The following is a 25,585-nucleotide window of genomic DNA, read 5'->3' as shown; positions in this document are numbered from 1 at the left end:
CCATTATAACATGGAGAACAACCAAAATACCTGTTCCTAACATTTCCTAAAACGTTCATTCAACTAAAACTCTAAAAAAAATACTATACAGAGAAAAGATACTATCTCTTCTCTGTACAGTATGAAATCATACATTATTTACGCTTTTTTTCTTCTTTGAATAATGAATAAACTTATACCAGCAACAATAATAATCACACCTGCTAAAATCCAATTATAGGTCGAAGTTGCCGTGTTAGGCAGATTACTACCGGAACTACTGTTTGTACCCCCTGTGGTTTTTGTTCCATTTGAATGACCATTATTTGCAGTTCCATCTTTAGTAGAATCGGATGGTGTACCATTATCTGATCCGTCATTATCATCCTTAACTATATCCGGTTTTTCATTGACAATAATGATTCTTTCTACAGAAATTTTATTGCCAGAAGAATCAGCAACTGTATAAGTTAGTGTATAGGCTCCTACTTTATTCGTATCTATTCGTCCAGAAATCACTACTTTATCAGTTATATTACCATCGACATTGTCTTTCGCTTTGTAACCAGGCTCTTTATATTTCTCTCCTTTTATAAGCGTAATAGAATGGCTACCTTTTAAGGTTAACTCTGGTGCCGTTTTATCAACGACTTTAACAGTACGTTTAGCAGTTGATTCATTTCCGGCAGCATCTGTCACTGTATACATAATTGTATAAGTTCCCACTTCAAAGCGAAGTGTTCCAGATACTACTACTTGATCCGTAATATTGCCATCTAACGTATCAGTAGCGGTAAATCCAGGCTCTAAATAGGCTTGACCTAAATCTAAGGTTATCGTGTCTTCACCAGAAAGCTTAATTACTGGTGCTATCGTATCTTGAACCGTAACCGTACGAGTCGCTATCGCTTCATTACCACTAGAGTCGATTACATGATATTTTAATTCGTATTCTCCTACTTTTGTTACATCTACGCTTCCATATTCCGCAACAAATTCAGTAAGATTTCCATCTACAATATCCGTAGCAGTATAGCCAGGTTCTACATATTCTGTCCCGCCTTCAATGACGATTTTTTCTCCACCCTCTAAAGCTAGATTTGGTGCAGTTGTATCTATTACTTTTACTAGGCGTGTAACAGAATAGCTGTTATCACTGGAATCTTTAACTGTATAGGTTAACGTATATTCACCTGGTTTTGATGTATCAACTTCACCAGTAACCTCTACTTTATCTGTAACATCTCCATCGACATTATCAATGGCAGTATATCCTGGTTCTGTATATTCAGCTCCAGCTTCTACTTCTATCGTACCATCAGTTAAGGAAATATAAGGCTTTTCTTCATCGACAACATGGATTTTTCTTTGAACTTCTCCCATATTTCCAGCTGTATCACTTACTGTGTAAGTTAATACATATTCTCCAGGATTCGTTATATCCAGTGTTTCTAAATCTTTTACCTCAACCGAAGAGGTTAAATCTCCATCGATATTATCTTCTGCTGTATATCCTGGTTCTACATATTCAGTACCAGCTTGAATGACTAATGGATTATCTCCCTCTAAAGTGATAACCGGTACATCTGTATCCACAATAAATGCGTTAGAGGTCCATTTAATTGTATTATCTACTACATCCTTTCCTCGAACATGAAGATAGTATGTTCCACTATGTCCTTCTAAGGTTAATGTATCTCCATTCTTAAATGGTTTCCACGCATTTAGTTCTGTTACCGAGTTTCTCATTCCTTTTGCCGTTACGGACTCTACAGAATCTAACTCTTTCGATTCAGACCATAAATATTCTAGGGTATCATCCTTCGCATCTGGAATATTCACCGTTACTGAAACATGATTAATTGGCTCTGTTGAACCATTATTTTCTCCAACATCTGGAATTGGCGCTTCATTATCTACCGTAAATGTATCTGTTTTTGACACGATTACTTTGTCTGTTGTTGCTACGGTAACTTCTAGCGTATATTGACCAGATTCTAATTTTTCAGGAAGAGTCAGCTGGAAGTTTAACTCTTTCTCTTCTAAATCAGAGACATACTTTTGTTCCGCAGAAACAACCGTATCTTTCTTATTATTTACTACTTTTGCTGTTACAGTAATAGCTTGATCTAATGCTTCATCGTCACTAATGACAGATAAATCAAGGGTATTATAGCCTTCATTGCTTGAATAAGTTTCTTTCAAGCCACTAACTTCTACTTTTGGATTATGATCATCATAAGATAATTGAATCTGTGCTACACTGTTGTCCTTCGCTTGTGAAAGTACACTAATATTTAATCCATATTTCGGCACATTTCGTCCAGAGTATATTTGACCTGGATTAGAATAATCTTTGTAATCATTAAAAGTCGGAACTGCTGGCTGAGAAGGTAACGTGATACTTGTATTATCAACAGCTAAATAGTCGATAAACATTTTATCGGTTGGATTTAAAGAAAATGCTGCATCTTGGATTTGGTATCTAGTAGAAGCTACTTCTCCACCAGACCAAGCTGCGGTTGCTTGATGTGCATCTACTACTCCTAAAAATCCGTCACCTGGATGATCTCCTACCCAGTTATTGTCATATAGATTGTCCACATACCAAACAACCATTCCTGGATCAAGTGTCAATACAGAGTTACCGCGTGTTATTCTGCCTAACGCTGTATCCGCTGCCGCCCAGTTTCTCCATTCCACTAAGTAATAATGCTCTGACTCTTTTAAACCATCGCTTTTAGTAAAACCTTCAAGCGTAAATGCTGCATCATCAGATTCTACATCATCTACAATAACGTCTTCTCCATCAATATTTACAACTAAATCATCTACATATAAACCTGGCATCGCAACATAACTATCTGTCCAGTAATTAATTTTCAGTTTAATTGTTTTACCTGCGTATGCAGATAAATCAAATGAAGCAGTTACCCATCCATTCGATGTTCCAGTAATACCATGCCCTGGATTTTGTCCATATCCTTCTGGATCCTGATCTGTTGTTATATTACCTGGTATTGCCTTCCATCCTGACCCGTCATCTACTTGGACAGATCCGTAATCCCAATTTTCTTCAATATCGTAATTAGCATTAAAGGTAAATTCAGCATGTGTTGCTTTCGTTAAATCTACTGTTGTAACAAGATCATTATTTAAATCATTTCCACTTCCACTATGATACTCATATTGCCCACTAGTTGGTGTATTAATAACTGTTTTCTTATTAGGAAGAGACACTCTTACTGCATCTGCGTTTGTCCCTTTCATACTTGCTTGGTCGATATTAAGTGTTTTTGTACCATCTATAATATCTTCTAGGCTATATTCTACTGGTTTGAACCAGTTAGAATTTGGCCATTTATTTTGCAAGTACTCCTTATCATATGGACTAAATCCAGTAGGCTCTGTACCCCCAATGATCCCTGCCCAGCTTCCAGAGGCCATGATCGTCCAGTAATCTGTAGGAGCACCTACACCACCAGCCGTATAATTCGTATCATATTCATCAGGTAAACCTAAGTCATGTCCAAATTCATGGGCAAAAACGCCTGTTGCACCATCTTCAGGTTGAACGGTGTAGTCATAAGCAGTTAACCCTCCACCCCAGTAAGGAACTTCTGCTTGTCCTTCCGTACCAGGAATAACAGTAGGCTCTGCTAAACTCCAGCTATGAGACCAAATAGCATCAGCACCAATAGCACCACCGCCAGCTTCTTCACCCGTGCCCGCATGCACAATCATTAAATGATCAATGATTCCATCTGGCTCACGGTAATTGCCATCTCCATCTAAATCGTAAAGATCCTCTTTGTCAAATTGTGACAAATCAATATTAGGATCTTTTGATGCAGCTTCTAATGCTTCTTGAACTAGATCTCTCGGTCGAATGTCACTTCCATCTGCTGTAGGATAGTTTCCTCCATAATAAGCAGCTGGGTGCTTTGCAGTATACCAGTCAGATACAACGCCATCAATTGTATAACTCCCACCTGATTGTTCTTCATAGTATGCTTTCATTGAAATGAAATTTTCGTCATTTCCACCTTTGTATGTAGAGTCTCCGAAGACCATTTGTTCATAGTGTTCTTTTGTGTAGTCATCGTATAATAGAACAGGATTATCCTCTTTAGTAATACTGCTATGTGGATAATCAGGGAAGTCAATAAGTAATACTAATACTTCATCTGTAGTTACTTCACCATCCCAATTTTCTTCTATAATAGAGTCTGGTGATGTCTTTTTCGCTGCAATTTTCTCTTTTTTTGACTCTTTCGGAGTACCTGCCGCTACAGGCCCTAGTCCTGCTTTCTTTTGAATACCATTTCGTACTTCTTTCGGATCATCAACTAATGCCTCCGCTTTATCAGCACGCTTCTTTAAATAGGATAATAATTTCTTTTGTTGTTCTTCTTTCGAGGCATTTTTACTAATAATTCCTTGTTCAATTAAAGATGCAAGTACTTTTTCTTCATTTACCATTCCAATGTCAAATGGACCACTTGCATGTTTGCTCACAAAAGGTAGAGCTGAATCATCATGAGTATGTAATACTGGGGTGGACTTTGCTTCTACTTTATTAACTGATCCAAATAATGAAGCAAAGGAAGTAAAAACTAAACTTGCCGATAATACGAACGTTCCCATTACTTTCTTCCAATTTACCATTTCATATCCCCCAATGTTTTTTATGACAGATTTAATGTCCCTCTCTTTAGCTCTGTCACTGTATAATAAATATAGATATAGGAATATTCTGAGATGTCTGAATAATACTATAACAAAAACAATAGGGAAAAAGAATATATTTTTATAATTATTGAAAATTTCTTACTTTTTACTCATTTTTCTTACCCGCTAATATAATACTATTATAATAAAATTGATATTGTGTAACACTATAATGTTCTGTAATTCTTTCTATGCTTAAATCAAAATAAGAAAAGGAGCTTTTTCATGGCGCTTAAAAAAGGAATTATTTTCTCCATCATCCTATTATTAACAGCTTGTTCAAACGGAAAGATAACAGAAACTCAGGAACAACCTTCCAGCAAACAAAGTGAATCATCTATTGAATTGCCATCACATAAATCAGTGAAAATCGATAAAAATATAGAGGCTTCTATTCCTGCAAAAGATGATTTCGACTTCCAAGATGGGGACAAGAATGTTTTAAGCATGATAGAAGCTTCTATTTCTTATACCCAAGAGAAAGATGTCTTACTTTTTGTTTTTCAAATAACCAACAACGCCAAGCATCCATTTACTTTTCATTTTGATACAATGCAACAATACACTTTCACTATTCGAAAAGCGGATGGAGAAGTTGTGAAAGAGCTAAAAATGACAACCAATAAAAAGCTTCCTTCAACTCTATTCTTGAAACCTGGGGGAACAGTTGTCTATGACGTTTCAGTGAAAAAGTTACCTCATGGTTCTTATACTATAAATTTTGTCTTTCCCTCAAAAGAATTAACCTTGAAGAAGTCTATCGATTTTTCCATAGAGGAGTAATATTATTATAAGACTTGTTCCAAAACCTAAAATTCCGCTTCATACAAAAACCCCCACTAATCAGTGAGGGTCTTACATCTAGCTCTTTCAACCTTTAGAAACAGTACCAAGTAAAGTGTCCTGTGTAGCAGCTGGAAAGATTATCGTTGCTTTTGTTCCTTTATTTAATTCACTTTGGAAAATCAATTTACCATTATGGCTTTCAATAATTTTATAACAAGTCATTAAACCAAGGCCTGTCCCTTTTTCCTTTGTTGTATAAAATGGTTCCCCAAGTGTACTAATTCTTTCATCCGAAATTCCTACTCCCTGGTCAATAATTTCAATCGATATATTACCATCTCCCAAGGACGTTCCCTTAATTGAAATATAGCCACCTTCTGGCATGGCTTCGATTGCATTTTGCAAGAGGTTAATAAATACTTGTTTTAGGCGTTTTTCTTCACATAAAATCATTGGCATTTCCCATTCATATACTTCCTTAATCTGAATGTTATGTAAGCTCAATTGAGTATGTATTAACGTAACTACATCTTTAATTATACTGCGAATATCTTTAACTAAGAAAACATCAGCTGTAGGCTTAGCAAGAAATAGTAATTCTCCAACAATACTATTAATTCTTTCAATTTCTGACAATACAATTTCAAAATACTTGTTCTTCGGATTTTCTGACTTGGCAAGTTGAATAAATCCTTTTATTGATGTTAATGGATTTCTAATTTCATGAGCAATTCCTGCTGACATCTCTCCTAAAATCGCTAGTTTCTCTGATTTTTGTAGTAAATTCATCGTTTCTTCTTTACTCGCAGTGACATCTTTTCCTATTGATAATACTGCGTCATTACCATTTAACTTAATCGCTAAACAAGATGCCTCATAGAAAAAAACACTTCCATCCACACGCTTCATTTTATATTCAATATGCGAGAGTGGCCTTTTTTTTCTAACGCAATCTTTATTCTCATTTTCCATCGTTCCATATAATCAGCTGTTACAAATTCTCCAAATGAACGATTAATTAACTCTTTATTACTCTCTGCCGCCATCATTCTAACAGCAGCATGATTAACATAAATCAACCTATTTTCTGGATATGATTGAATAAATATAGATTCAGGTAATGAATCCATTAGAAGACGGTAGCTTTCTTCACTATCCTTGGCTTTCTTTTCGTAGTATTTAGATACATCATACCTCCAGCCAACAATCCATGCTATTATCGTAAACAGGAAAAAATCAATGTTGAAAAATGGTTCATGATTTATCACAAATTGATAAGTAGTAAATAATATGGAGATAGAAACTAACGTAATTTGTCCCCATATTTGCCTATTACGATCCCAAAGCAGCATAGACATTGCCCCTTCAACGAAATAAATTCTATACTTGTTCGTTCAATTGAACGTCTTTTCTCCTATATTAACATTTTTATACTTTAACTTGAAGAGGGTTTACTAATGATAGAATAATTGATTACTTATTTTATTATTTCTTATCGTAAAGTATAATTTAATGAAAGGAACTTCCCAAAAGGAGGAAAATAATGGTAGAGTTTTTTAAAATTATCGCTGAGATTGTCAACATTTTTCACGATATTATTATGGACGTCGCTACAATCCTTGGCTGGCAAGCTACAGACAAGGATTTACATTTATGGATTATCGGTATCATTGGGATTATATCATTTTTTATTGTTCAATTTATCTTTAAACGATTAGCAGCTTGGAGCATCAAAAGCATTTCTTTTATCTATACATTTACGCTTATCCTTGTATTAGTATTTGCAATTGAAATCCAACAAGGGATTACAGGAAGGGGTAATATGGAATTCGCAGATGCTGTTGCAGGGATTAATGGCTTTCTCCTTTTTTTCGGAATATATCTAGTCATTACCTTATTCTTTAAAGGCATTAAAAAAATCGTTAATAAACAAAAGCTTCCATCTAATAGTGATAATAATAGTCCAACGGAAGATAGCAACCTTCCTTCTCGACATTCTCGTTATCACAAATAATATTTCCTTAGAAACTCACTACTTACAACGTTAGAAAAAAGAAAGGATTATCTATGGATTGTGTGAATACTTTTAGTAAGAAACAAGCGAAATTCAATTACTATGTTCTACTTGTTATTATTTTTGGCGGGTTCCTTATTTTCGGATTATCAGAGAATGTCAAAGGTCCTGCCATTCCTATTATTCAAGCCGATTTCCTTTTAAGTGAGTCACAAATAGGTTTTTTACTTGCTATCAACTCACTTGGCTATTTAATTGCCTGTACCTTTACTGCTGCTCTCGCAAATCGAATTGGTATTAAATGGACTGGTATTGTTGCTTTTGCCTCTATGGCTATCTCTGGGATTTGTCTTTATTTCTCAGAAAAGTATTTCGCCCTTTCTTCCTCTTACTTTCTTTTATATATTGGAAACGGAATGCTTGAAATCGGCCTTGGAATAATGGCGGCTCGTATTTTCACGAAAAATACTGGCTTTATGATGAATTTGGCTCATTTTTTCTATGGATTAAGTTCAATGATAGCGCCGATTATTGCATCATGGATGATGAGATGGACAATTGCAGGAGGAGAATTAGGCTGGCGAGGAATGTACTTCATTGTGTTGTTGTTAGCCCTTTTGCCCATCATCCCTTCTTTTTTTGGTAAATTCCCAGAGGAAGAAACAAGCGATGATGAGACAGTTTCTTATCGATTTTTACTCCGGGATCCAGTTGCTTGGCTTATTGTCATGATTCTCTCCTTTGGGGTAGTATCGGAATTGGCTGTAGGAGGATGGTTAGTTAACTTTTTAATTAAAGCGTATTCATGGAATGTAGAAACAGCATCTGGTATGCTATCGATATTTTTCCTGTTTTTTATGCTGTCTAGACTATTTCTTGGCCCTTTAACAGATAAAATTGGCTATACCATTTCTATTATGATTTTTGCTGCTTTTTCCGGTATTTGTAGCTTTGCTGGCATTATTATTGGAGAAAAAGGTGCCATTCTTTTTGCTATCGCAGGAGTTGGTATTGCCCCCATTTATCCAACCGTCATGGCACTGCTTGCCAAACGATATCCTAAAGGAACTGGTACAGCTATCACCTTTACTGTTACTTTAATGGGAATCGCTAGTGTACTCGGCAACCTGCTAATTGGCGTAATTATAGATGGGATAAATCGTTTGTTTTATTCCAGTAATGGTGTCATTGGCCAACAGGCAGGCTATGGATTTATTGCATTACTATCTATACTTTGTTCCATTTGCTGTCTGATTTTATACTATTATTTACGTAAAAAGAACGAGATTCTCTAATGGCTGTTTGATGCATACTTAATCTTTAGATAGATAGATTTTATCGTAACCATTGTCATGATAAGTAGCAAAAAAACAACGCAACATCCAATATAAAACAGGACATTAGGATAATACCCTGATTGATAAAAGAAATAAATAGATATACCTATTAACACTGTAAGAAATAATTCAAATAGAAACGCAGTAATCATAAAAGCGAAGTAAGGATAAATGATTCCTTTGTGGTTTACATACGTTAAAGTCATGCCGTCCCAAAAGCGATCTGCTAGTCTAGTAATACTCAATGTAGCTCTCTCCTTTAAAATTGGTATATATACTAAACTATGAATGCATCTTAAAAAACATGCCTATTCCTTACAACGAACGAGGATGGGACATAAGTATTCCAGCCAAGGATAAATCCGAACAATTATACGAAGATGCTAATGAAAGTTCTGTATAATTGTTTGGTTTTTTATTTGTTTTTAAAAGGAGTTTTCCATGAAGTTTAGTGCGTTTCCCCGCAGCCGGAATACACTTCGCTTTCCGTGGGGCTCGTGCTGAGCCTCCTCAGCTCCGGGGTCTCAGGCTGTCTCGCTAATCCCCGTGGCGTCTACGTGTATTCCGGCTGCTCTGTTTTCCCAACTAATCATATTTCCTCTTGTAAAAAGTGTGCGAAAGCAGCCACTATTTACTAGCTAAATTAGAAATTGTTCGTCTTTACAGCGTATCTATTTAGTTATGTCCCAACCTCAGTCCATTTGCTTAATTAAGCTCTGGCCAATATTCTTTATTCACTTCCAGTAAATCGTCTAAGATCTGTTTAGCTATTTTAGCATTTGGCACCATTCTAGATAATGTAATGGCTTGCCAAAGTTTTTGATAGGAATGTTCTTCCCAAGCTTACACTACTAATTTTTCTACGGCTACTTGTTGCTCCATTAATCCTTTTTGGAATCTTGGAATAGTTCCTTGCACTAATGGTTCTGGACCATTCGCTCCAACAATACAAGGTACTTCTACCATTGCAGTTGGATCAAAATTTTGAATCGCTCCATTATTTTCGACAATTAAAAGCATTCTTTCTTGTGTGTCATATGCAATTGCACAAGCTAAGTCTACGATATAAGAAGCATGTTCATCTATTTCTAACTCTGATCCTTCTGTGGAACCTAATTCTGCTATTCTATTACATTGAGAGAATATTTCCTTCTTAGCAGTGAAATAAATAGCTAATGCAATACCGGGTGCTGCAAACATTTTGGAGTTTCCATATAACCCAAAGCCACCAGCTGGGAACATTGCCTTTAATGATTCCGTGCTTTGCGCAAAGCTACCAAGATTCCCCATCCAATATTTCACAATTCCGTCTTCTACAACAGCTGGACCAAACATAAATGGTGTATAAATAAAATGATGCAAACCTGTTGGGATTAATGCTCTTTCAAAAAGATGATAAAACCAAACACCCATTGTTCCCGAACTAGCTAAAAACCCTTGAAGAGAACCGATTCCAGACTGAACAATCGGCCAAACCCAGGCAACGACAACTGCGATTGGAATCATCATAAAGTAACCAAGGATTACCACGTAAGCAGAACCTTGAAAAATGCCAAGCCATTCGGGTAGTTTCTTTTCAAAATACTTATTATGTAGCCATACAGTTAAACTAGAAATTACAATGGCTCCGATAATCCCTGTATCCAATGTTTTTATGCCAGCAATTAGCTTCATTCCACTAGTACTGCCAACATTTTGACTAAAATCAACTCCGAATGTTGATCCAAAGTATTCTAATATACCTGAAAGAAAATAATTAAAAGTTAGATATACGACGACTGCTTCCATTACAGCACTTGCATTAGCTATTTTAGCTAATCCAAGTGCAATACCTATTACAAAAAACAATTCCATCTGATTAAATACAGTCCATGCTCCATTTTCCAAAATACTTAAGATACTATTCCATGTGGTACCTTCTTCTGCTATACCTCCTACAATTTGAGGATTATTTAGCATAATAGTTATTGCAAGTACAATTCCCGAAAAGGCAAATAAAAGTACTGGTGTAAACATAGATCCCCCATATCGCTGAAGCTTTTGCATCATATAAATTACCTCTCTATAACTATTTTTCTGTATTTTGTTAACTTCTATTTCTATTTAAATATCAGATGAAAGCGGATTCAATAAACTCAAAGCAGTTAGGTAAACTCTATCATTTATAGATAAACGTCCCAACCAACGGGAAATTTCCCAATAAGTTAGGACTTCTATTCCTTATTATCTGAGCTCACTTTTAAATGACCAATCGCAAATACAATAGCTGCTATTCCTAACCAAAAAGAATGTCCCCAAATAGCTGCAGTAATAAAAATACAGCATGGCAAGACTGCTAACGGAATGGGTATGAAGAGAAAAGACTTCATCAGAAACCGATATTCTCGGTCACTTCTAACATACCTCACCCATAGTAGATAATATAGAATAAGAGAAAGAAAGGATAAGAGAAGCCAGCTATTAATTATTTCTCCAGCAGGATTTTTAGTAATGATTACTAAACATAGGCAGCCTATTTGTCCTACCCTTTCAAAAACAACAAAAAGCCATGGTGTTTTATTTGATTTTGAAGGTATATTTTTTGGTGGAAATAAGAGAATAAATAGGATATTCGGTACGAGTAAGCCTATAGCAAGAAAAATACCAATTGGAGACAAGGAAAAAGACATTTAAAATCCTCCTTTTTAGTGGATACTATGTGATTTTATTATCATTGTTTTTCCCCCCACATACAACGAAAAATGAAAATATCTTTCCTATAAGCGGCTTTCTTGCTATCGCGTATTGAAAATAATAAAATAGACAAAGTATCATATACAGAATCAATAGGTTGAAAGGAGTTACTTATAATGGCACAATCTTTAAAAGGAAAAATAGCATTCATTACGGGAGCAGGTAGAGGCATTGGGAAAGCAGTAGCGATTGCATTAGCAAATGAGGGCGTAAATGTCGGCTTACTTGCTCGTACAGAAGAAGCGTTAAAAGAAGTCGTTAAAGAGGTTGAAGCTCTTGGTGTTAAAGCTGCATATGCAACGGTTGATGTATCATCCTTAGAAGAAGTAGAACAAGCAATTTCTACATTAACAAACGAGCTAGGAAAAGCAGATATTTTAATCAATAATGCAGGAATTGGTAAATTCGAGTCACTTTTAGAAATGAACCCAGAAGAATGGAAAAAGATTATTGATGTAAACTTAATGGGACCATACTATGTAACAAAAGCTGTTTTACCACAATTAATCGAAAAAAATGGGGGAGACATCATCAACATTTCTTCCACAAATGGCTTGAATGGGGCAGCAACATCCAGTGCATACAGCGCTTCTAAATTCGGTTTAATCGGAATGACAGAATCATTGGCACAAGAGGTACGTAGAAACAATATTCGTGTTACTTCCTTAACACCAAGCACAGTTGCCACAGAGTTAGCTGTTCAAACAGATTTGATTAAAGGCAGTGCAGAGAAGTACATGCAGCCAGAAGATATTGCTGAACTGATTGTTTCACAGTTAAAATTACATCCAAGAATCTATGTAAAAGCAGCTACTGTTATAGGAACAAATCCTTTCTAATAGTTAAGAAAACAGAGGGCACCAAATTAACTTCAGAAAACTTATAAGTTCTTAACTGTAAACAAAAGTAAAAGAGGCTGGGGCATAAGTCTTCCAGCCAAGGATATTTCCAAACAATTATACGAAGATGCTAATGAATGTTCGTATAATTGTTCGGGCTTTTATTTGTTTTTCAAAGGATGTTTCCATGAAGTTTGGGGCGATTCCCCGCAGCCGGAATACACTTCGCTTTCCATGGGGCTCGCGCTGAGCCGCTTCGGCCTATGGCCTGCAGGGTCTCAGACTGTCTCGCAGCTCCCATAGGAGTTTTCGTGTATTCCGGCTGCTCTATTTTCCCAACTAATTATATTTCCTCTTTGTAATGAATTACAAAAGAACGGCTTTGTATACCATATAGTGAAACTTCCCCTCACTGATGATTAGTTGAACCAATCGGACCTATACAGACAGTTGATCTCCCACCTATCTTCCTCGTATTCTCATAAGCTTGAGGGGGAGTTTTACTGTCCGTTAAGAGTGGGATACAAATATTCACAAAACCTTCATAGACTTATGAACTTATTTTGAACATTGATATTTACATAACGAGTAGTTGGACATTTTCACTATGATAGACATTGTGAAACATTGAACAATAAAAAGAGAGGGGTTAATTTTTATGAGAAAATTGTCTAGTATATCGCTCGTCCTTATCGCTATATTTATGCTCATAATAGCAGGATGTAGCAACAGTACGAATACAGAAGAAAAAGGAAAATTTAATGCTGGTACATATGAAGGCGTTTCCAATGGTCATGGAGGAGAAATTAAAGCCACTGTAACGGTTTCAAAAGATAAGATTGAGAAAATTGAAATCAGTGCAGATGGAGAAACAGGCAGTATAAGTGATTAAACACTACAGCTGATAGTTTAATTGAAAAAGATGGCGCGATCGTAGGAGTAAAAGCTACCGATAAAAATATGAATCCATTCACCGTTACTGCAAAATCTGTTATTTTAGCAACTGGTGGTTTTGGTGCAAATGCTGAAATGGTTATTGAATACAATGAAAACTTGGAAGGTTTCTCTACAACTAATCATGCTGGAGCAACAGGATCAGGAATTGTTATGGCAGAAGAAGTTGGGGCTGATCTCGTCGATATAGACCAAATCCAAATACATCCAACAACCGATCCAGAAACAGGATATCTATTTACAGAAGGATTACGTGGTGACGGAGCTATTTTAATAAACAAAGAAGGAAAAAGATTTACCAATGAATTATTGACACGTGATGTTGTTTCCAAAAATATTTTGGCACAAACAGATAAAGTAGCTTATCTTGTCGTAAATCAAGAAATGGCAGATGAAAATGCCTCATTAGCGGGATATATTGAAGATGGTTACGCTACAAAAGGAGAAACAATAGAATCTTTAGGAAGCGAGAGTGGAATAGACAGCAGCACCCTTGCTACTACTTTAAAAAATTATACAAAATACGTTAAAAATAAAAAAGACGAAGAGTTTGACCGAGTTCATCTAACCCAAACGTTAGAAGAAGGACCATATTATATTATTCCTGTAACTCCAGGTATCCATCATACTATGGGTGGATTAAAAATTGATACACAGACTCATGTTCTAGATAAAAAGGGCAATACAATTAAAGGACTTTATGCTGCTGGTGAAGTTACTGGTGGTGTTCATGGAGGGAATAGAATTGGCGGAAATGCAGTTGCTGACATTATCGTATTTGGCCGTATAGCTGGTGAAACCTCTGCAAGTGAGATAGAATAATTTTTTTAGAAAAGTGCCTTTTTCCTTCAAGAATCAAGGCACTTTTTCTCTATTAATCAATAAAATTTCGTAATTTTATCTAGTGGCAATCGGCTTGTATTAAAGGCTGGCGCAGCTGCTTTCCCTATCGCAATTAGTGTAATAGGAAATTGATTTTCTGGCAATTCAAAACGTTTCGCAAATGCAGCTTTATCAAAGCCACCCATCACAACTGTATCATACCCGCGTTCTTTTGCTAGTAATAAAATCTGCATAGAAATTAATCCTGCATCATAGCTAGCAATTTGTGTAAGAATTGGTTTTGGTAGATTTGGATATAAGCTTTGCGTATTATTTACCGTTCTATCTGCAATCGCTTGATCCATATATCCAAGGGATACATTTTGTTCATAGATTTCCTCTACATTTCTATAAGCCTCCGTATCTCCTAAAACAGCAATAATAGCAGAAGAATCCTCTATTTGTGCTTGATTGTTTCCAATTTCTCTTAGCTCTTTTTTTAGTTCTTGATCTTGAATCACAATAAATCTCCAAGACTGCAAATTACTAGATGATGGAGCACTCGTTGCTAATTCAATGATTTCTTCTAATTCTTTTTTTTCTATTTTGTATGTGGAATCATACGCTCTAACCGATTTACGACTCTTCATAACTTGTTCTAATTGTGACATTATTCTTCCCCCAACTAATTAGTTCATTATATTCAAGAACTAACTTACCATTAGTAAGTATCTTTTGTCAAAGATAGTGATTTTAAATCTCCATTTTCTTCTTACTTTCAATAATTTGAATGAGGCTTAACATGCATGAAGTAATCGCAAAACAGCTATGGCAGAACACTTTTCACCAGGCGAGTCTTTTTAGTAGTATTCTTCTTAGCCTTTACTTCCTTCATCGGATACTATTACTTCTAGCAAACTTGCCTTTTTAGTAAAACTTGAAAAGTATGTCTCACCCTAAAGAAAATCTCCTTTAATATGAATAATTTTTCACTACTCCACATAATTTTTATTACTATCATAATTATGTAAGGAGAACCATGAATGAATCCAAACAATAAATGGAATGAAATACAGAAACTCTTAAAACAATGCCACTCCGATTTAAAGATAATTAAAAAAGATATAACCGCCTTAGAAAAGACCTTACAACGGACAAAGAAAAAAGTACATTAACTTCGTTTCGTTATTATAGACACAAGTTTTTTCATTTCTATATAAATAGCACCTCTGTAGCATTGGACTTCTTTTTTTGTAACAGCATAGATTATTTCTTGTCGTTCCTTCTATTTGTATTCATATTAACTAAATCCTCACTATAGATTTTTTCCACTTTAGTATAAGCATCGCTATAGAAAACATACAAAAAACAGATTTTAAAGTGTTATTAACACCTTAAAATCTGCCTCCTTAAAATTTAAATTTCCACTATCAATGTCTTAATCTCATATGGTTTTATTTCGAATGTTATCTCTTCATTTTCCTGTTTTTCATCCATTGTTTCCTCCATAAGGTTACATTCCTGCCACGATTTTATAGAAGCATCTGAGGTTAATTCTACCGCTCCTCTTTTCCCCATAAATTCATGTAAACGAACAATGATTTTATTTTCATCTTCTGCTTTTTTAACAGCATCAATCATACAATGGTCAGACGCTAATTGGAATAAAGAGAAATCTTTAGATTTTAACTTTCCTTCCAAACCTTTTAATGGCTGATTCAAATCCCATGCTTCTTGAACTGTACCGCCTTCTCTCCAGTCTCCTTCATGTGGGAAAAGAGAATAAGTAAATGTATGTGCTCCTTGATCCTGCAAATAATCTGGATAAGTACCAGACTTAATGAGAGATAGACGCATCATAGAATCTTTGATGTCATAGCCATATTTACAATCATTTAATAGGCTTATTCCATAACCATGCTCCGATAAATCAGCCCACTGATGTCCAACGGTTTCAAACTTTGCATAATCCCAGCTTGTATTCCAATGAGTTGGTCTTTGGACATTTCCAAATTGAATATCATAGGTAGCTTGAGTAGAACGAATCTCAACAGGAAACGCCACTTTTAATAGCTGATGCTGTTCATGCCAATCAACAAATGTCTTAAAGTCTATTCTTTGGTTTTCTGAATAGAGAATAAGCTCTTGCTCTATTTTAGAATGGTGATATGTCCAGGTAAATCGTATTACTGCTCGTAAAGAATTATCTTCCACTATTTCAATCTCTTCAAGAGCTGAAATCTCGTGATGCTTTTCTTGGTAAAAAATATCAATATCCCAAGCTTCCCATCTTAATGGTTTATCTTCAAATACTTGTAGTACATTTCCTGCTTGCTTTTCTTTTAAGATCTCTCTTTTGGCTTTTTTATCAAAAATTCGAATTAATTGGCCTTTTTCATTCCAAAGAATTTTATAAAAAGGTGTATCTATCCCAGATTCATTGATCACAAAAGAAGATTGTTTATTCCTATCGCTAGCTTTAGTCGATTTAAATAAAAGATTAGCTAATCCATGAGATGGAATCTTTTCCACCTGCACAAGCCACTTTCCAGCCACTTTTTCAGCTTGCAATACTTTCTCTTTTTCCGATAGCCATTGTCCCTCTTCTAACTCAGGCTTGTCTGGAATTTCTACCAATCCTGAACGTGTCCAAGAAGAGTCATTTATCACTGTATAGTGATAGATACTTTTTTCTATTATACTAGTTGAAACTTTTTCTTGCGCTTCAAATGCTAGCGCTTCTGCTTCTTCATATTCTAAAATGCTATCTTCATATACTTCACGAATGGATGAACCAGGAATGATATCGTGGAACTGATTTCTTAATAAAATCGTCCAGCCTTTGTGAAGCTCTTCCTGCGGATAAAAAGACCAATCTTCAGTAAATATACTAGCTAATACACTCAGCAGTTCCGTTTCCCGATACAATAATTCTTTTTTTCGATTACTTCTTTTATTATATGCTTGGCTAGTATAAGTTCCTCGGTGAAATTCTAAATAAAGTTCTCCGTCCCATGTATGGACATATTCCTCTGTGTTATTCACTTTCTCATGAAGGGCGTCAAAATAATCTCCTGCTTTTGTCGATTTCACAGCTGGCAGACCAGGAATTCGGTCAAATCTTCTCCGCATCTCCAGCATATCTCGGTTTACTCCACCACCACCATCTCCATAGCCATATGACAGAAGTAAATCCTGAGTAATATTTTTGTCTTTATAGTTATCCCAAGCGCCTTGAACGACATCTGCCTGCATTTCTCCATTATAGTCATATGCCCAGCCTCTACTGTTCGGATATGGAGTCGTAACAAAATGAGTCAAAATTTCCGTCCCATCAATGCCTCGCCATTGGAAGGTATCATGTGGCATCCTATTGTACTGATTCCAGCTAATTTTTGTCGTCATAAATGTCTCAATACCTGATTTTTTTAAAATTTGCGGCAACGACCAGCTATAACCAAAGACATCTGGTAACCATAGATACTTGCTCGTTACACCAAACTCTTCTTTTAAAAATCTTGTTCCGTGTAATAATTGACGGACGAAGGATTCCCCAGATGGCAAATTACAGTCAGGCTCGAGCCACATCCCGCCTTCTGGCTCCCATCTTCCCTCTGCTACTCTTTCCTTCAATTGGGTATAAATCTCTGGATAGTCCTCTTTGATATACGCGTATAGCTGTGGCTGTGATTGCATAAATAAGTATTCTGGATATTTCTCCATTAAGCGCAATACTGTTGAGAAAGAGCGCGCTGTTTTTTCTCTGGTATGCTTCAATCGCCATAGCCACGCAACATCAATATGTGTGTGACCAATTGCATGAATGGTAACAGCAGTATGTTTATCCATTTTTTCTAATGAAGTATTCAAATGATTATTTGCTTTGCTTATAGATTCATAGAATAGATCAGAGCCTGGCTCCGTCCAGTCTATTTCATAAAAAGCTCGATTTAAAGCAGTTAGAAGAGTTTGATATTCTGGTCGATTTTCATCTAAAATATGTATCGTTTGGATTATTGCTTTAGCCGTATAATATAAATCATCTGTCGCTTCGTCGAGCCATCCAATCTCTGCCTTTTTTATTTTATGTTCTTGGATGCGTGGTTCACCGCCGCCTTCTAAGCCAGACCATAAACGAAAAATCAAACTGATATTTGTTCCACAATGTTCTTCTTTAAAAAATACTTCTCGATGATTGGCATCTACGCCCTGATACGTTTTCTGATTTACATACAATAGTGATTCAAAGCCAGAATTCGTACCACCATCTGTTACACCAAAATCAAAATATCCCAATACTTGTTTATCATTCCAGTTAGCAGGTATTGATACCTCTGCCTTTAACCAAGCATAATGATCCCTTCCTGCCCAATTATTTCCAACACGAATAGTTGTCCATTCCCCATTTTCCGGTGGTCTCGCGCCAATTTCTCCTTCTTTATCTAATTGCATCTGAAAGGATTCTAATGAAATAGCTTCTCGGTAGCGGTATTTTTCTAGCTCCTTGATTCGTGCATCCAACTTTTTCTCTGTCCAGAACATAAAAACCCTCCTTTTAAGATAATTTTTAAAATATTTAGACTACCTTCATTATCTTACAATAAGTGTTTTAGTCAATGATTAAAATAAAGCAACTCTTTATCGATCTCATTAAAAATATGAATGTATTTTATTAGAATCCATTCAATTTAGATCCTATCTATATAAATTGAATGGTGGGTCAAGAAAAGGAATTCAAAAGAGGTGCTAAGTAAATTTGGCGAGCCTTTTTTACAATAAAATCCAAAGGAACAAGAATCGGCCTTATGATTTGCTTTTAGATTATCGAAAGTCCTCGAGGAACTATCAGTGTAACAAGTGAGGTAGATGTTGGCACAACATTTACAATTAAATTACCTAAAACACTGTACTAAGAAAAATTAAAAAACAGCCCACAATATAGGCTGTTTTTTATCATTACACTAGGTAACTAGAAAACCGTCTCCACCTCTTCCTCCAACTTCCATCATTCTAATTTCTGGTCGTCCAATAGAAAAATAATTAATCTTCGCCTTTCTTACCTCTTCTAGTGAGAAACAGTTTCTTCCATCGAAGACAAACGGTACTTTCATTTTGTTAAAAAAGGATAAATCAATAGCTTTAATTTCCTCCCATTCGGTGAAAATGAAGCAAAGATCTGCCTCCTCTAATGCTTGTTCTGCTGTTTTTTCATAAACAACCTCTGTCGAAAAGTGCTTTTTAAAGTTCTCTTCTCCAACTGGATCATATACATGAACTCTAGCTCCTTCGTTTAATAATAATCGTACATTTGGGATAGAAGGAGCTTCCCGTAAATCATCTGTTCCAGGCTTAAAGGTAAGTCCTAATACTGCCACTTTCAATCCATTGAATGAGGAAAATTCATTCCGTGCCTTTGAAATCAACTTAAATTTCTGCTTCTCGTTTACTTCTATAGCAGCCTTTACCGTCCGTAAAATATAACCTTCTTCTTCTGCAAGCCAATGCAAAGCCTTTGTATCCTTTGGGAAACAAGAACCGCCATACCCAATACCAGGATTTAAGAACTTTTTTCCAATACGCTCATCATAACTCATCCCACTTGTTACATCCTCTATATTTGCTCCAACTGCTTCACATAAATTAGCAATATCATTAATAAAAGAAATCTTTAGGGCAAGAAAATCATTTGATGCGTATTTCACCATTTCTGCACTGCGGCGATTCATCGTTAAAATCGGTTGTTGAAAAGGTTCATATATAGCTGTCAATATTTCCTTCGCTTGCTCACTTTCTACCCCAATCACAATTCGTGACGCGTGCAACGTATCTTTAATTGCACTGCCTTGGGCAAGAAATTCTGGATTTGACGCAACCTCAACAGTTACTTTATGTTTCAAGTGATTTTTAATATAAGTTTCAACACGATCATTTGTCCCAATAGGAACAGTTGATTTAATGACAATTAAACAATCATGGGTTACACTTTCAGCAATTTGTTTTGCAACTTGAAAAACATAATTTAAGTTAGCTGATCCATCTTCATTTTCTGGAGTTCCTACCCCTATGAAAATAACATCTGAATGCGCATATGCCTGTTCGTGATCGGTTGTAAATGTCAATTTCCCTGCACTTGCATTTTTTTCTATTAATGTATCTAATTCCGGCTCATAAATAGGGGAAATCCCTAAGTTTAGAAGAACTATTTTCTCTTTAACCTCATCAACACAAGTAACCTGGTGACCCACTTCTGCTAAACAAACACCTGTTACTAAGCCAACATACCCTGTACCTGCCACTGTTATATTCATCTATCAAAACTCCTTATGTAAAAGATTCCGGACGGACTAAACCAAAACTACTTGGAAACAAACAAGAAGGGGATTCTAATCTCAATAAATAAAGTATACAATCTTACTTTTCACTCCCTTTTAACCTTTTTTATAATTTTAGTAAAGGAATGTAAATTTTTGATTTATTAGGAACCATATTTTAAGAACAATCATGTTAAAATATATTTAAATTAGAAAAATTTGGAGGGAATCTGTTGGTTATACTTTTCATTTTAATATCTTTCTTGTTTTCTGTTCCCCTATCTATTTTTACTTTCACCAAAACAAAAAATAAATGGATAGCATTGCTAGTGACTTTCTGTTGGAATACAGTTTTTTTAGTAGGTGTTACGTGGATTATCTATTTACTTAATGACGAAGTAAGATTATTTGGGATTGGGCATACTTCTTTTTATATACTTCCTTTTTTCATCCCACTCATTACTTGGATCGACTATTTTATCATTGAGCTGACAAGGAAAAACAATAAAAAAGTCGATTCTATTTAGTGGAGAACCGACTTTTCTATCAAACAATTGTTTTCAACAAAGCTATCCTAAACGTTGTTCCCTGCCCTTTTTTGCTGACAACAGATATTTCCCCCTTCATATCTCGAATAATTCGGTATACTAAGGTTAAGCCAATACCTGTTCCTTTATCTTTCGTGGAATAATAAGGAGTGCCTAGTTGTTTGACCTGTTTGTTCGTCATCCCTATCCCATTATCCTCGATCTCAATAAAAATCTTTTCTCCTAAAGCATATGCACGAACCTTTAAAACGCCGTTTCCATTCATGGCTTCTACACTATTTTTCATCATATTAATCATTGCCTGCTTAAATTCATTTTTCTTTCCTTTACAATATAGCTGATTAGAGATAACAGCATCGATTATAATATTATGAGTATTAGTATAAGAAGTCATTACTTCAATAACGCCTCTTAGTTCTGTTGTAATATTTAAATTTTCTTCTTCTTCTTTTGAAACTGGTTTTGCCATCGATAAATAATCACTGATGATTGTTTCTGTCCGCTCTAATTCTTGTAAGGAGATTTCTATGTATTTCCTTTGTTTTCCAGATAAATTGTTGTCCCCACTTATTAGTTGCAAAAATCCTTTTACCGACGTCATCGGGTTCCGTACCTCATGGGCAACAGAAGCAGCCAATTGACTTACCGCATTTAATCGCTCTGCTATTTGAACTTTTTTCTGATTGAGAATTTTCTCATCATTATATTGAATAATGCTGGTAACGATAAATAATGCTCCCCACGTAGTAAATGAATAAATCAATACGAAAGGAAGCTGGGCTACTTGTTCTGTTATAAAAACAAATATAACTCGTGTCAAAGCACAAAGCCAATAAACACCCATTATCAATTTCCATTTCGCTCCAAATGTAAGAGTTACCAATTTATTTTTTAAAAAGAGGATAATGGCTCCTGCAATAGAATAATTTAAAATATATATGTAAAAACCGTTTCCTAGTATGAAAAATTTATAACCAATCAAAATGACAGTTAAGAGAATGCTCGTGCTTAATCCACCATAAACAAGAGCTAATAGAATGGGAACCACTTTAAGATCATAAAACAAGCCCTCTTCCATTTGAATTGGATGCACCATAGTGAAAAAAAGCATGATAAAAAGGATAAGAGAAAAATTAGAAATTAGTTTTTTTCGTTGAGAAACATCTTCTTTACTTACTAAAAGGTACCAAACGATCGGTAAGATAATTACTAATAAATGATACGATAATTGTTCGATATTAGGAAAAGCCAACAATTTAGAACCAGCCCTTCTAAGTAGTTTTAGCTAATTTATAATTCGAGCCATTTCTACTAAAACCCTTTTAAAAACCCAAGATAATCCTCGACAAATTCCGAGTGGCTATTAAATTCCTAAAATAACAATATATTTACGTTTAAAATTGGATAAAGCTAAACTTCCATCAGTGGTGTTTTTCCTATATCCCCTGTTAGTTGAACCATTCGGACCTTTACGGACAGTTGATCTTCCATGTATTCTCATAAGCTTACGGTTGAAACTTACTATCCGTTAAGAGTGAGATAAAATATTGCTACAAACACCGGAGGGGAAATGATGGAAATCAATGATTTTGAGGGCATGAAATATTTTTGATTTTTACGACTTGGATGGAAATCCATCTAGTGTGGTGGATGAACCAGGGGGTTAGCCTTTTCATTCTGTAAATATTCAAAAGCTGCAAGAACGCGTTTGAACCTATTATTAAGTAAAAGCCAGCTCATATGAAGCTGGCTTTTACTTAATCTTCTGTTTTATCACTTTGATCTTTGTTCCGCTTATTTCCCTTGCTATTATCGCCACTAACACTAGACTGGTTTCCTCTAGGTGCGTTTTGATTCTTACTACCATTATTAAATTTCTTTGTCATTTTTCATGCTCCTTTCTTTTACCTATAGTAGGTTTTCCAGATCGAGCAATCATTAATATGGTAAAAACAGGAATTAAAAATGCAGCTTCATTACTTAAATCGAGATGTTAAGAAATGACAAACCCCATCTTCATCACAGGTTAACTCTGTTATTTCTGCTGCTAATTCTTTAATGTGATCTGGTGCATTTTGCATAGCAACCGGCATGGAAACAAATTGAAGCATTTGGATATCGTTATCACTATCGCCAATTCCCATTGTCTCTTCTTCTGAAAGATTAAATTTCTCTAACATTTGCTTAATACCAGTGGCTTTATTTACATTCGCAACCATTACTTCTACATTATGTGCAGAAGAAGTAGAGGCAGTAAAATCTACTTCTTTTCTTAGTTCCTCTAATACGTGTTTCCATTGATTAATATGCTCTCTTGTACGAGCAAAAAAATAAAACTTCGAAAATTCTTTTCCTTCAATTGTATTCTTCCAAGCAATTTTTCCGCTAATAGCTTCTTTACGAGACAGCCATTCGTTAATTCCAACACTGTCTGGTTTTGGGTCCCTAATTTCATGGATAACATACTCTTTATCCTGATTTAATACCATCCGAGGATCGTCATAAGGGAAAAGTTCGTAATACACTTTATGTTCTCTTGCCTTATCAATAATTGTTTTAACCAATTCTAGAGGGAGCGTGTGCTGAAAAACAGGCTCCTTTCCTATATAGCCGGCCATGCCGTTAGAAGTAACATATCCGTCCACTTCAAACCCTTCTGGCACAACAGATGCAATTTCATCAAAGGATCTTCCCGTTGCAATGAATACAAAGAAACCATCCTTTCGTAAATCATCAATAATCTCTTTTGTCTTTAGGCTTACCTGATTCTGATGATTCAAGATAGTCCCATCCATATCCAGAAAAATAGCCTTTGGCTTTTGTAACAAAATAAATTCCTCCTTTAATAATCTCCTTTGGCAAGTATACACCTCGTTTCGTTTTCGCTCAAATGCATTGTTTTAGATTATTTGCTATTTGCAAAGAGTTGGGAGATGAACGATCTTTTTCTGGAGTCTTCTATGATTTTTGGCTTTCATCTTCCTTATGGCCACCTTTTTTCTGTTGCTTCTACAATTTTCGGCTTTCCTCTTCCTTATGAACGCCTTTTTTCTGTTGCTTCTACGATTTTTGGCTTTCCTCTTCCTTATGAACGCCTTTTTTCTCGTTGCTTCTTCGATTTTTGGCTTTCATCTTCCTTATGAACGCCTTTTTTCTCGTTGCTTCTACGATTTTTGGCTTTCATCTTCCTTATGAACGCCTTTTTTCTCGTTGCTTCTTCGATTTTTGGCTTTCCTCTTTTCCTCTTCCTTATGAAACTAGTTTCTCCGGAGGCGAAGTGAGGTGGCTGCGGCGAATTGCACTAAACTTCATGGAAACATGTTTTAAAAACAAATAAAAAACCAAACAATTATACGGATCTTTTATTAGTATCTTCGTATAATTGTTCGGATTTATCTTTTGCTGGAATACTTATGTCCCAGTCTCATTAAAAAAAGTGCTATCTTACTCTTCTTCTTTCGTATGAATTCTAAATCGTAACATTAGCTTAGTAAACCAGTATGCTACAAACACAATTACCAAATCCAAAAGGAATAAATGAAAAGAATTAAACCCTTTATGAAATGTTACTAAACCAACTGCCTCTTCGATATTGGCAAATATAAAAGCATTTGCAGCACTTAACAGTATTGTTAGGATATAAAAAATTTTTTTATGGTTTGTGGCATATTGGTATACCAACAGAAATCCAACTGGAAGAAAGGATCCTGTAATATGTAACGGAAAAAGAAAATATGTATGGGTTAAATAGGTTCCTCTACTAAGCGCTATATCAATATATGCCCAAAATAAATGAACAGTATAGCCAAAGAAAAATATTTCGAATAGCCTTTTCCTATCTACTACAAAATAAAGGATTAATAATGGTAAAAGTAATGAAATAAGAATGACCCAAAACTGCCATGTAGAAAAATCCGAGTATTTATGCCAATAGGAACTATATAAAGAATGCAATATGCCATTCTGTTCATTAATTTTGTCCCAGTATTCCTTGTAATTCACTTTATTCAACTACTACTTAAAAGTTTCCATGATTGAAGATGTAATGAGCATCTCCAATAAGTAAAGCTAAAGAGACCTTTTTATTCCACTAACCAACAATGAGCCACTGTTCTACTTTAAATAGTTTGTACAATCTATTGGTTATTACTCATTAAAAATGGAAAATCTTTCGTTCTGTTCAACTATATTGGTCTAAACAATTACTCTTTCAGAAAAAAGAGGATGGGACATAACTAAATAGATACTCTGTAAAGACGAACAATTTCTAATATAGCTAGTAAATAGCGGCTGCTTTCGCATACTTTTTACAAGAGGAAATATAATTAGTTGGAAAAACAGAGCAGCCGGAATACACGAAGACTCCTATGGGATTAGCGAGACAGTCTGAGACCCTGCAGGCCACAGGCCGAAGCGGCTCAGCGCGAGCCCCATGGAAAGCGAAGTGTATTCCGGCTGCGGGGAATCGCACCAAACTTCATGGAAACATCCTTTGAAAAACAAATAAAAGCCCGAACAATTATACGGAACA

Annotated in this window: 18 protein-coding genes and 3 pseudogenes; 7 read left to right on the top strand and 14 right to left on the bottom strand. The window is 35.4% G+C overall.

Annotated elements, in window-relative coordinates:
• Positions 1-138 precede the first annotated feature (138 nt).
• On the bottom strand, positions 139-4,647 hold the full coding sequence (locus NST60_RS15480) for an immune inhibitor A domain-containing protein (RefSeq protein ID WP_169189167.1): 4,509 nt from the start codon (positions 4,645-4,647) through the stop codon (positions 139-141).
• 288 nt (positions 4,648-4,935) lie between these two features.
• Here NST60_RS15480 and NST60_RS15475 point away from each other — a divergent pair, with 288 nt between their 5' ends.
• On the top strand, positions 4,936-5,493 hold the full coding sequence (locus tag NST60_RS15475; protein WP_101729393.1) for a BsuPI-related putative proteinase inhibitor: 558 nt from the start codon (positions 4,936-4,938) through the stop codon (positions 5,491-5,493).
• A gap of 87 nt (positions 5,494-5,580) precedes the next feature.
• Here the strand turns inward: NST60_RS15475 and NST60_RS15470 are convergent, their stop codons facing one another.
• Together NST60_RS15470 and NST60_RS15465 are read right to left on the bottom strand one after the other, a co-directional pair.
• Complete coding sequence (locus NST60_RS15470) at positions 5,581-6,405, bottom strand: ATP-binding protein (RefSeq protein WP_224427810.1); 825 nt, start codon at positions 6,403-6,405, stop codon at positions 5,581-5,583.
• A complete protein-coding gene (locus NST60_RS15465) occupies positions 6,402-6,848 on the bottom strand; it encodes a PAS domain-containing protein (protein WP_254415741.1) in 447 nt (148 codons plus the stop codon). Before NST60_RS15465 ends, NST60_RS15470 begins: the two co-directional genes overlap by 4 nt.
• 191 nt (positions 6,849-7,039) lie before the next feature.
• Here NST60_RS15465 and NST60_RS15460 point away from each other — a divergent pair, with 191 nt between their 5' ends.
• Positions 7,040-7,510, top strand: a complete 471-nt coding sequence (locus NST60_RS15460; protein ID WP_169189168.1) for a hypothetical protein — start codon at positions 7,040-7,042, stop codon at positions 7,508-7,510.
• Between the two features lie 53 nt (positions 7,511-7,563).
• Entirely contained in the window at positions 7,564-8,805 is a 1,242-nt protein-coding gene (locus tag NST60_RS15455) for an MFS transporter (protein WP_169189169.1), read from the top strand.
• Here NST60_RS15455 and NST60_RS15450 read toward each other — a convergent pair.
• The 4 genes and pseudogenes from NST60_RS15450 to NST60_RS15435 all read right to left on the bottom strand — a co-directional run bounded on the left by NST60_RS15450 (position 8,802) and on the right by NST60_RS15435 (position 11,516).
• Positions 8,802-9,092, bottom strand: a complete 291-nt coding sequence (locus tag NST60_RS15450) for a hypothetical protein (RefSeq protein WP_016202125.1) — start codon at positions 9,090-9,092, stop codon at positions 8,802-8,804. The genes NST60_RS15455 and NST60_RS15450 overlap by 4 nt on opposite strands.
• Before the next feature lie 460 nt (positions 9,093-9,552).
• A pseudogene (locus NST60_RS15445) lies at positions 9,553-9,993 on the bottom strand (6-phospho-alpha-glucosidase); the annotation flags it as partial.
• Positions 9,994-10,896: pseudogene (locus NST60_RS15440) on the bottom strand (PTS transporter subunit EIIC); the annotation flags it as partial.
• A 164-nt stretch (positions 10,897-11,060) separates the two neighbouring features.
• Entirely contained in the window at positions 11,061-11,516 is a 456-nt protein-coding gene (locus NST60_RS15435) for a hypothetical protein (protein ID WP_224427808.1), read from the bottom strand.
• Between the two features lie 180 nt (positions 11,517-11,696).
• On the opposite strand from NST60_RS15435, the gene NST60_RS15430 reads away from it, so the two are divergent.
• From NST60_RS15430 to NST60_RS15420, 3 genes and pseudogenes are all read left to right on the top strand, one after another.
• Positions 11,697-12,419, top strand: coding sequence for a 3-ketoacyl-ACP reductase (locus tag NST60_RS15430; RefSeq protein WP_016202120.1), 723 nt, complete (start codon positions 11,697-11,699; stop codon positions 12,417-12,419).
• Positions 12,420-13,077: 658 nt separating this feature from the next.
• The gene (locus NST60_RS15425; RefSeq protein ID WP_016202119.1) at positions 13,078-13,311 is read left to right on the top strand and encodes an FMN-binding protein; all 234 of its coding nucleotides are present in this window, start codon (positions 13,078-13,080) and stop codon (positions 13,309-13,311) included.
• 11 nt (positions 13,312-13,322) lie between these two features.
• Positions 13,323-14,195, top strand: a pseudogene (locus NST60_RS15420) (FAD-dependent oxidoreductase); the annotation flags it as partial.
• Between the two features lie 56 nt (positions 14,196-14,251).
• Here NST60_RS15420 and NST60_RS15415 read toward each other — a convergent pair.
• From NST60_RS15415 to NST60_RS15405, 3 genes are all read right to left on the bottom strand, one after another.
• Positions 14,252-14,866: a nitroreductase family protein gene (locus tag NST60_RS15415; protein ID WP_341099299.1), complete on the bottom strand. Its 615-nt coding sequence runs from the start codon at positions 14,864-14,866 to the stop codon at positions 14,252-14,254.
• 745 nt (positions 14,867-15,611) lie between these two features.
• Positions 15,612-18,737, bottom strand: coding sequence for an alpha-mannosidase (locus NST60_RS15410; RefSeq protein ID WP_016202116.1), 3,126 nt, complete (start codon positions 18,735-18,737; stop codon positions 15,612-15,614).
• Between the two features lie 419 nt (positions 18,738-19,156).
• Positions 19,157-20,503 carry a UDP-glucose dehydrogenase family protein gene (locus tag NST60_RS15405; RefSeq protein WP_224427807.1) on the bottom strand — a complete coding sequence of 449 codons (1,347 nt, stop codon included), beginning with the start codon at positions 20,501-20,503 and terminating at the stop codon, positions 19,157-19,159.
• Between the two features lie 236 nt (positions 20,504-20,739).
• Here NST60_RS15405 and NST60_RS15400 point away from each other — a divergent pair, with 236 nt between their 5' ends.
• Complete coding sequence (locus NST60_RS15400) at positions 20,740-21,033, top strand: hypothetical protein (RefSeq protein ID WP_016202114.1); 294 nt, start codon at positions 20,740-20,742, stop codon at positions 21,031-21,033.
• Positions 21,034-21,052: 19 nt separating this feature from the next.
• Here the strand turns inward: NST60_RS15400 and NST60_RS15395 are convergent, their stop codons facing one another.
• The 4 genes from NST60_RS15395 to NST60_RS15380 form a co-directional block, all read right to left on the bottom strand.
• Entirely contained in the window at positions 21,053-22,309 is a 1,257-nt protein-coding gene (locus NST60_RS15395; RefSeq protein WP_224428494.1) for a sensor histidine kinase, read from the bottom strand.
• A 502-nt stretch (positions 22,310-22,811) separates the two neighbouring features.
• Positions 22,812-22,940 (bottom strand): hypothetical protein, encoded by a 129-nt coding sequence (locus tag NST60_RS15390; RefSeq protein ID WP_016202112.1) that lies wholly within the window; start codon positions 22,938-22,940, stop codon positions 22,812-22,814.
• 90 nt (positions 22,941-23,030) lie between these two features.
• Positions 23,031-23,882 (bottom strand): Cof-type HAD-IIB family hydrolase, encoded by an 852-nt coding sequence (locus NST60_RS15385; protein ID WP_016202111.1) that lies wholly within the window; start codon positions 23,880-23,882, stop codon positions 23,031-23,033.
• A 616-nt stretch (positions 23,883-24,498) separates the two neighbouring features.
• The gene (locus NST60_RS15380) at positions 24,499-25,056 is read right to left on the bottom strand and encodes a hypothetical protein (protein WP_169189173.1); all 558 of its coding nucleotides are present in this window, start codon (positions 25,054-25,056) and stop codon (positions 24,499-24,501) included.
• Positions 25,057-25,585: the final 529 nt, after the last annotated feature.

This window comes from Niallia sp. FSL W8-1348, from assembly GCF_038006745.1.
In the GTDB taxonomy this organism is placed as follows: Bacteria; Bacillota; Bacilli; order Bacillales; family Cytobacillaceae; genus Niallia; species Niallia alba.
Note: the sequence above shows the minus strand (reverse complement) of the source record. Positions and strands in the feature narration are given on the sequence as shown.

Excerpts from the sequence above, each read along its gene's own strand:
- NST60_RS15480 (WP_169189167.1), bottom strand. The coding sequence starts at position 4,647 with ATGGTAAATTGGAAGAAAGTAATGGGAACGTTCGTATTATCGGCAAGT.
- NST60_RS15475 (WP_101729393.1), top strand. The coding sequence starts at position 4,936 with ATGGCGCTTAAAAAAGGAATTATTTTCTCCATCATCCTATTATTAACA.
- NST60_RS15470 (WP_224427810.1), bottom strand. The coding sequence starts at position 6,405 with ATGAAGCGTGTGGATGGAAGTGTTTTTTTCTATGAGGCATCTTGTTTA.
- NST60_RS15465 (WP_254415741.1), bottom strand. The coding sequence starts at position 6,848 with ATGCTGCTTTGGGATCGTAATAGGCAAATATGGGGACAAATTACGTTA.
- NST60_RS15460 (WP_169189168.1), top strand. The coding sequence starts at position 7,040 with ATGGTAGAGTTTTTTAAAATTATCGCTGAGATTGTCAACATTTTTCAC.
- NST60_RS15455 (WP_169189169.1), top strand. The coding sequence starts at position 7,564 with ATGGATTGTGTGAATACTTTTAGTAAGAAACAAGCGAAATTCAATTAC.
- NST60_RS15435 (WP_224427808.1), bottom strand. The coding sequence starts at position 11,516 with ATGTCTTTTTCCTTGTCTCCAATTGGTATTTTTCTTGCTATAGGCTTA.
- NST60_RS15430 (WP_016202120.1), top strand. The coding sequence starts at position 11,697 with ATGGCACAATCTTTAAAAGGAAAAATAGCATTCATTACGGGAGCAGGT.
- NST60_RS15425 (WP_016202119.1), top strand. The coding sequence starts at position 13,078 with ATGAGAAAATTGTCTAGTATATCGCTCGTCCTTATCGCTATATTTATG.
- NST60_RS15415 (WP_341099299.1), bottom strand. The coding sequence starts at position 14,866 with ATGTCACAATTAGAACAAGTTATGAAGAGTCGTAAATCGGTTAGAGCG.
- NST60_RS15410 (WP_016202116.1), bottom strand. The coding sequence starts at position 18,737 with ATGTTCTGGACAGAGAAAAAGTTGGATGCACGAATCAAGGAGCTAGAA.
- NST60_RS15405 (WP_224427807.1), bottom strand. The coding sequence starts at position 20,503 with ATGAATATAACAGTGGCAGGTACAGGGTATGTTGGCTTAGTAACAGGT.
- NST60_RS15390 (WP_016202112.1), bottom strand. The coding sequence starts at position 22,940 with ATGACAAAGAAATTTAATAATGGTAGTAAGAATCAAAACGCACCTAGA.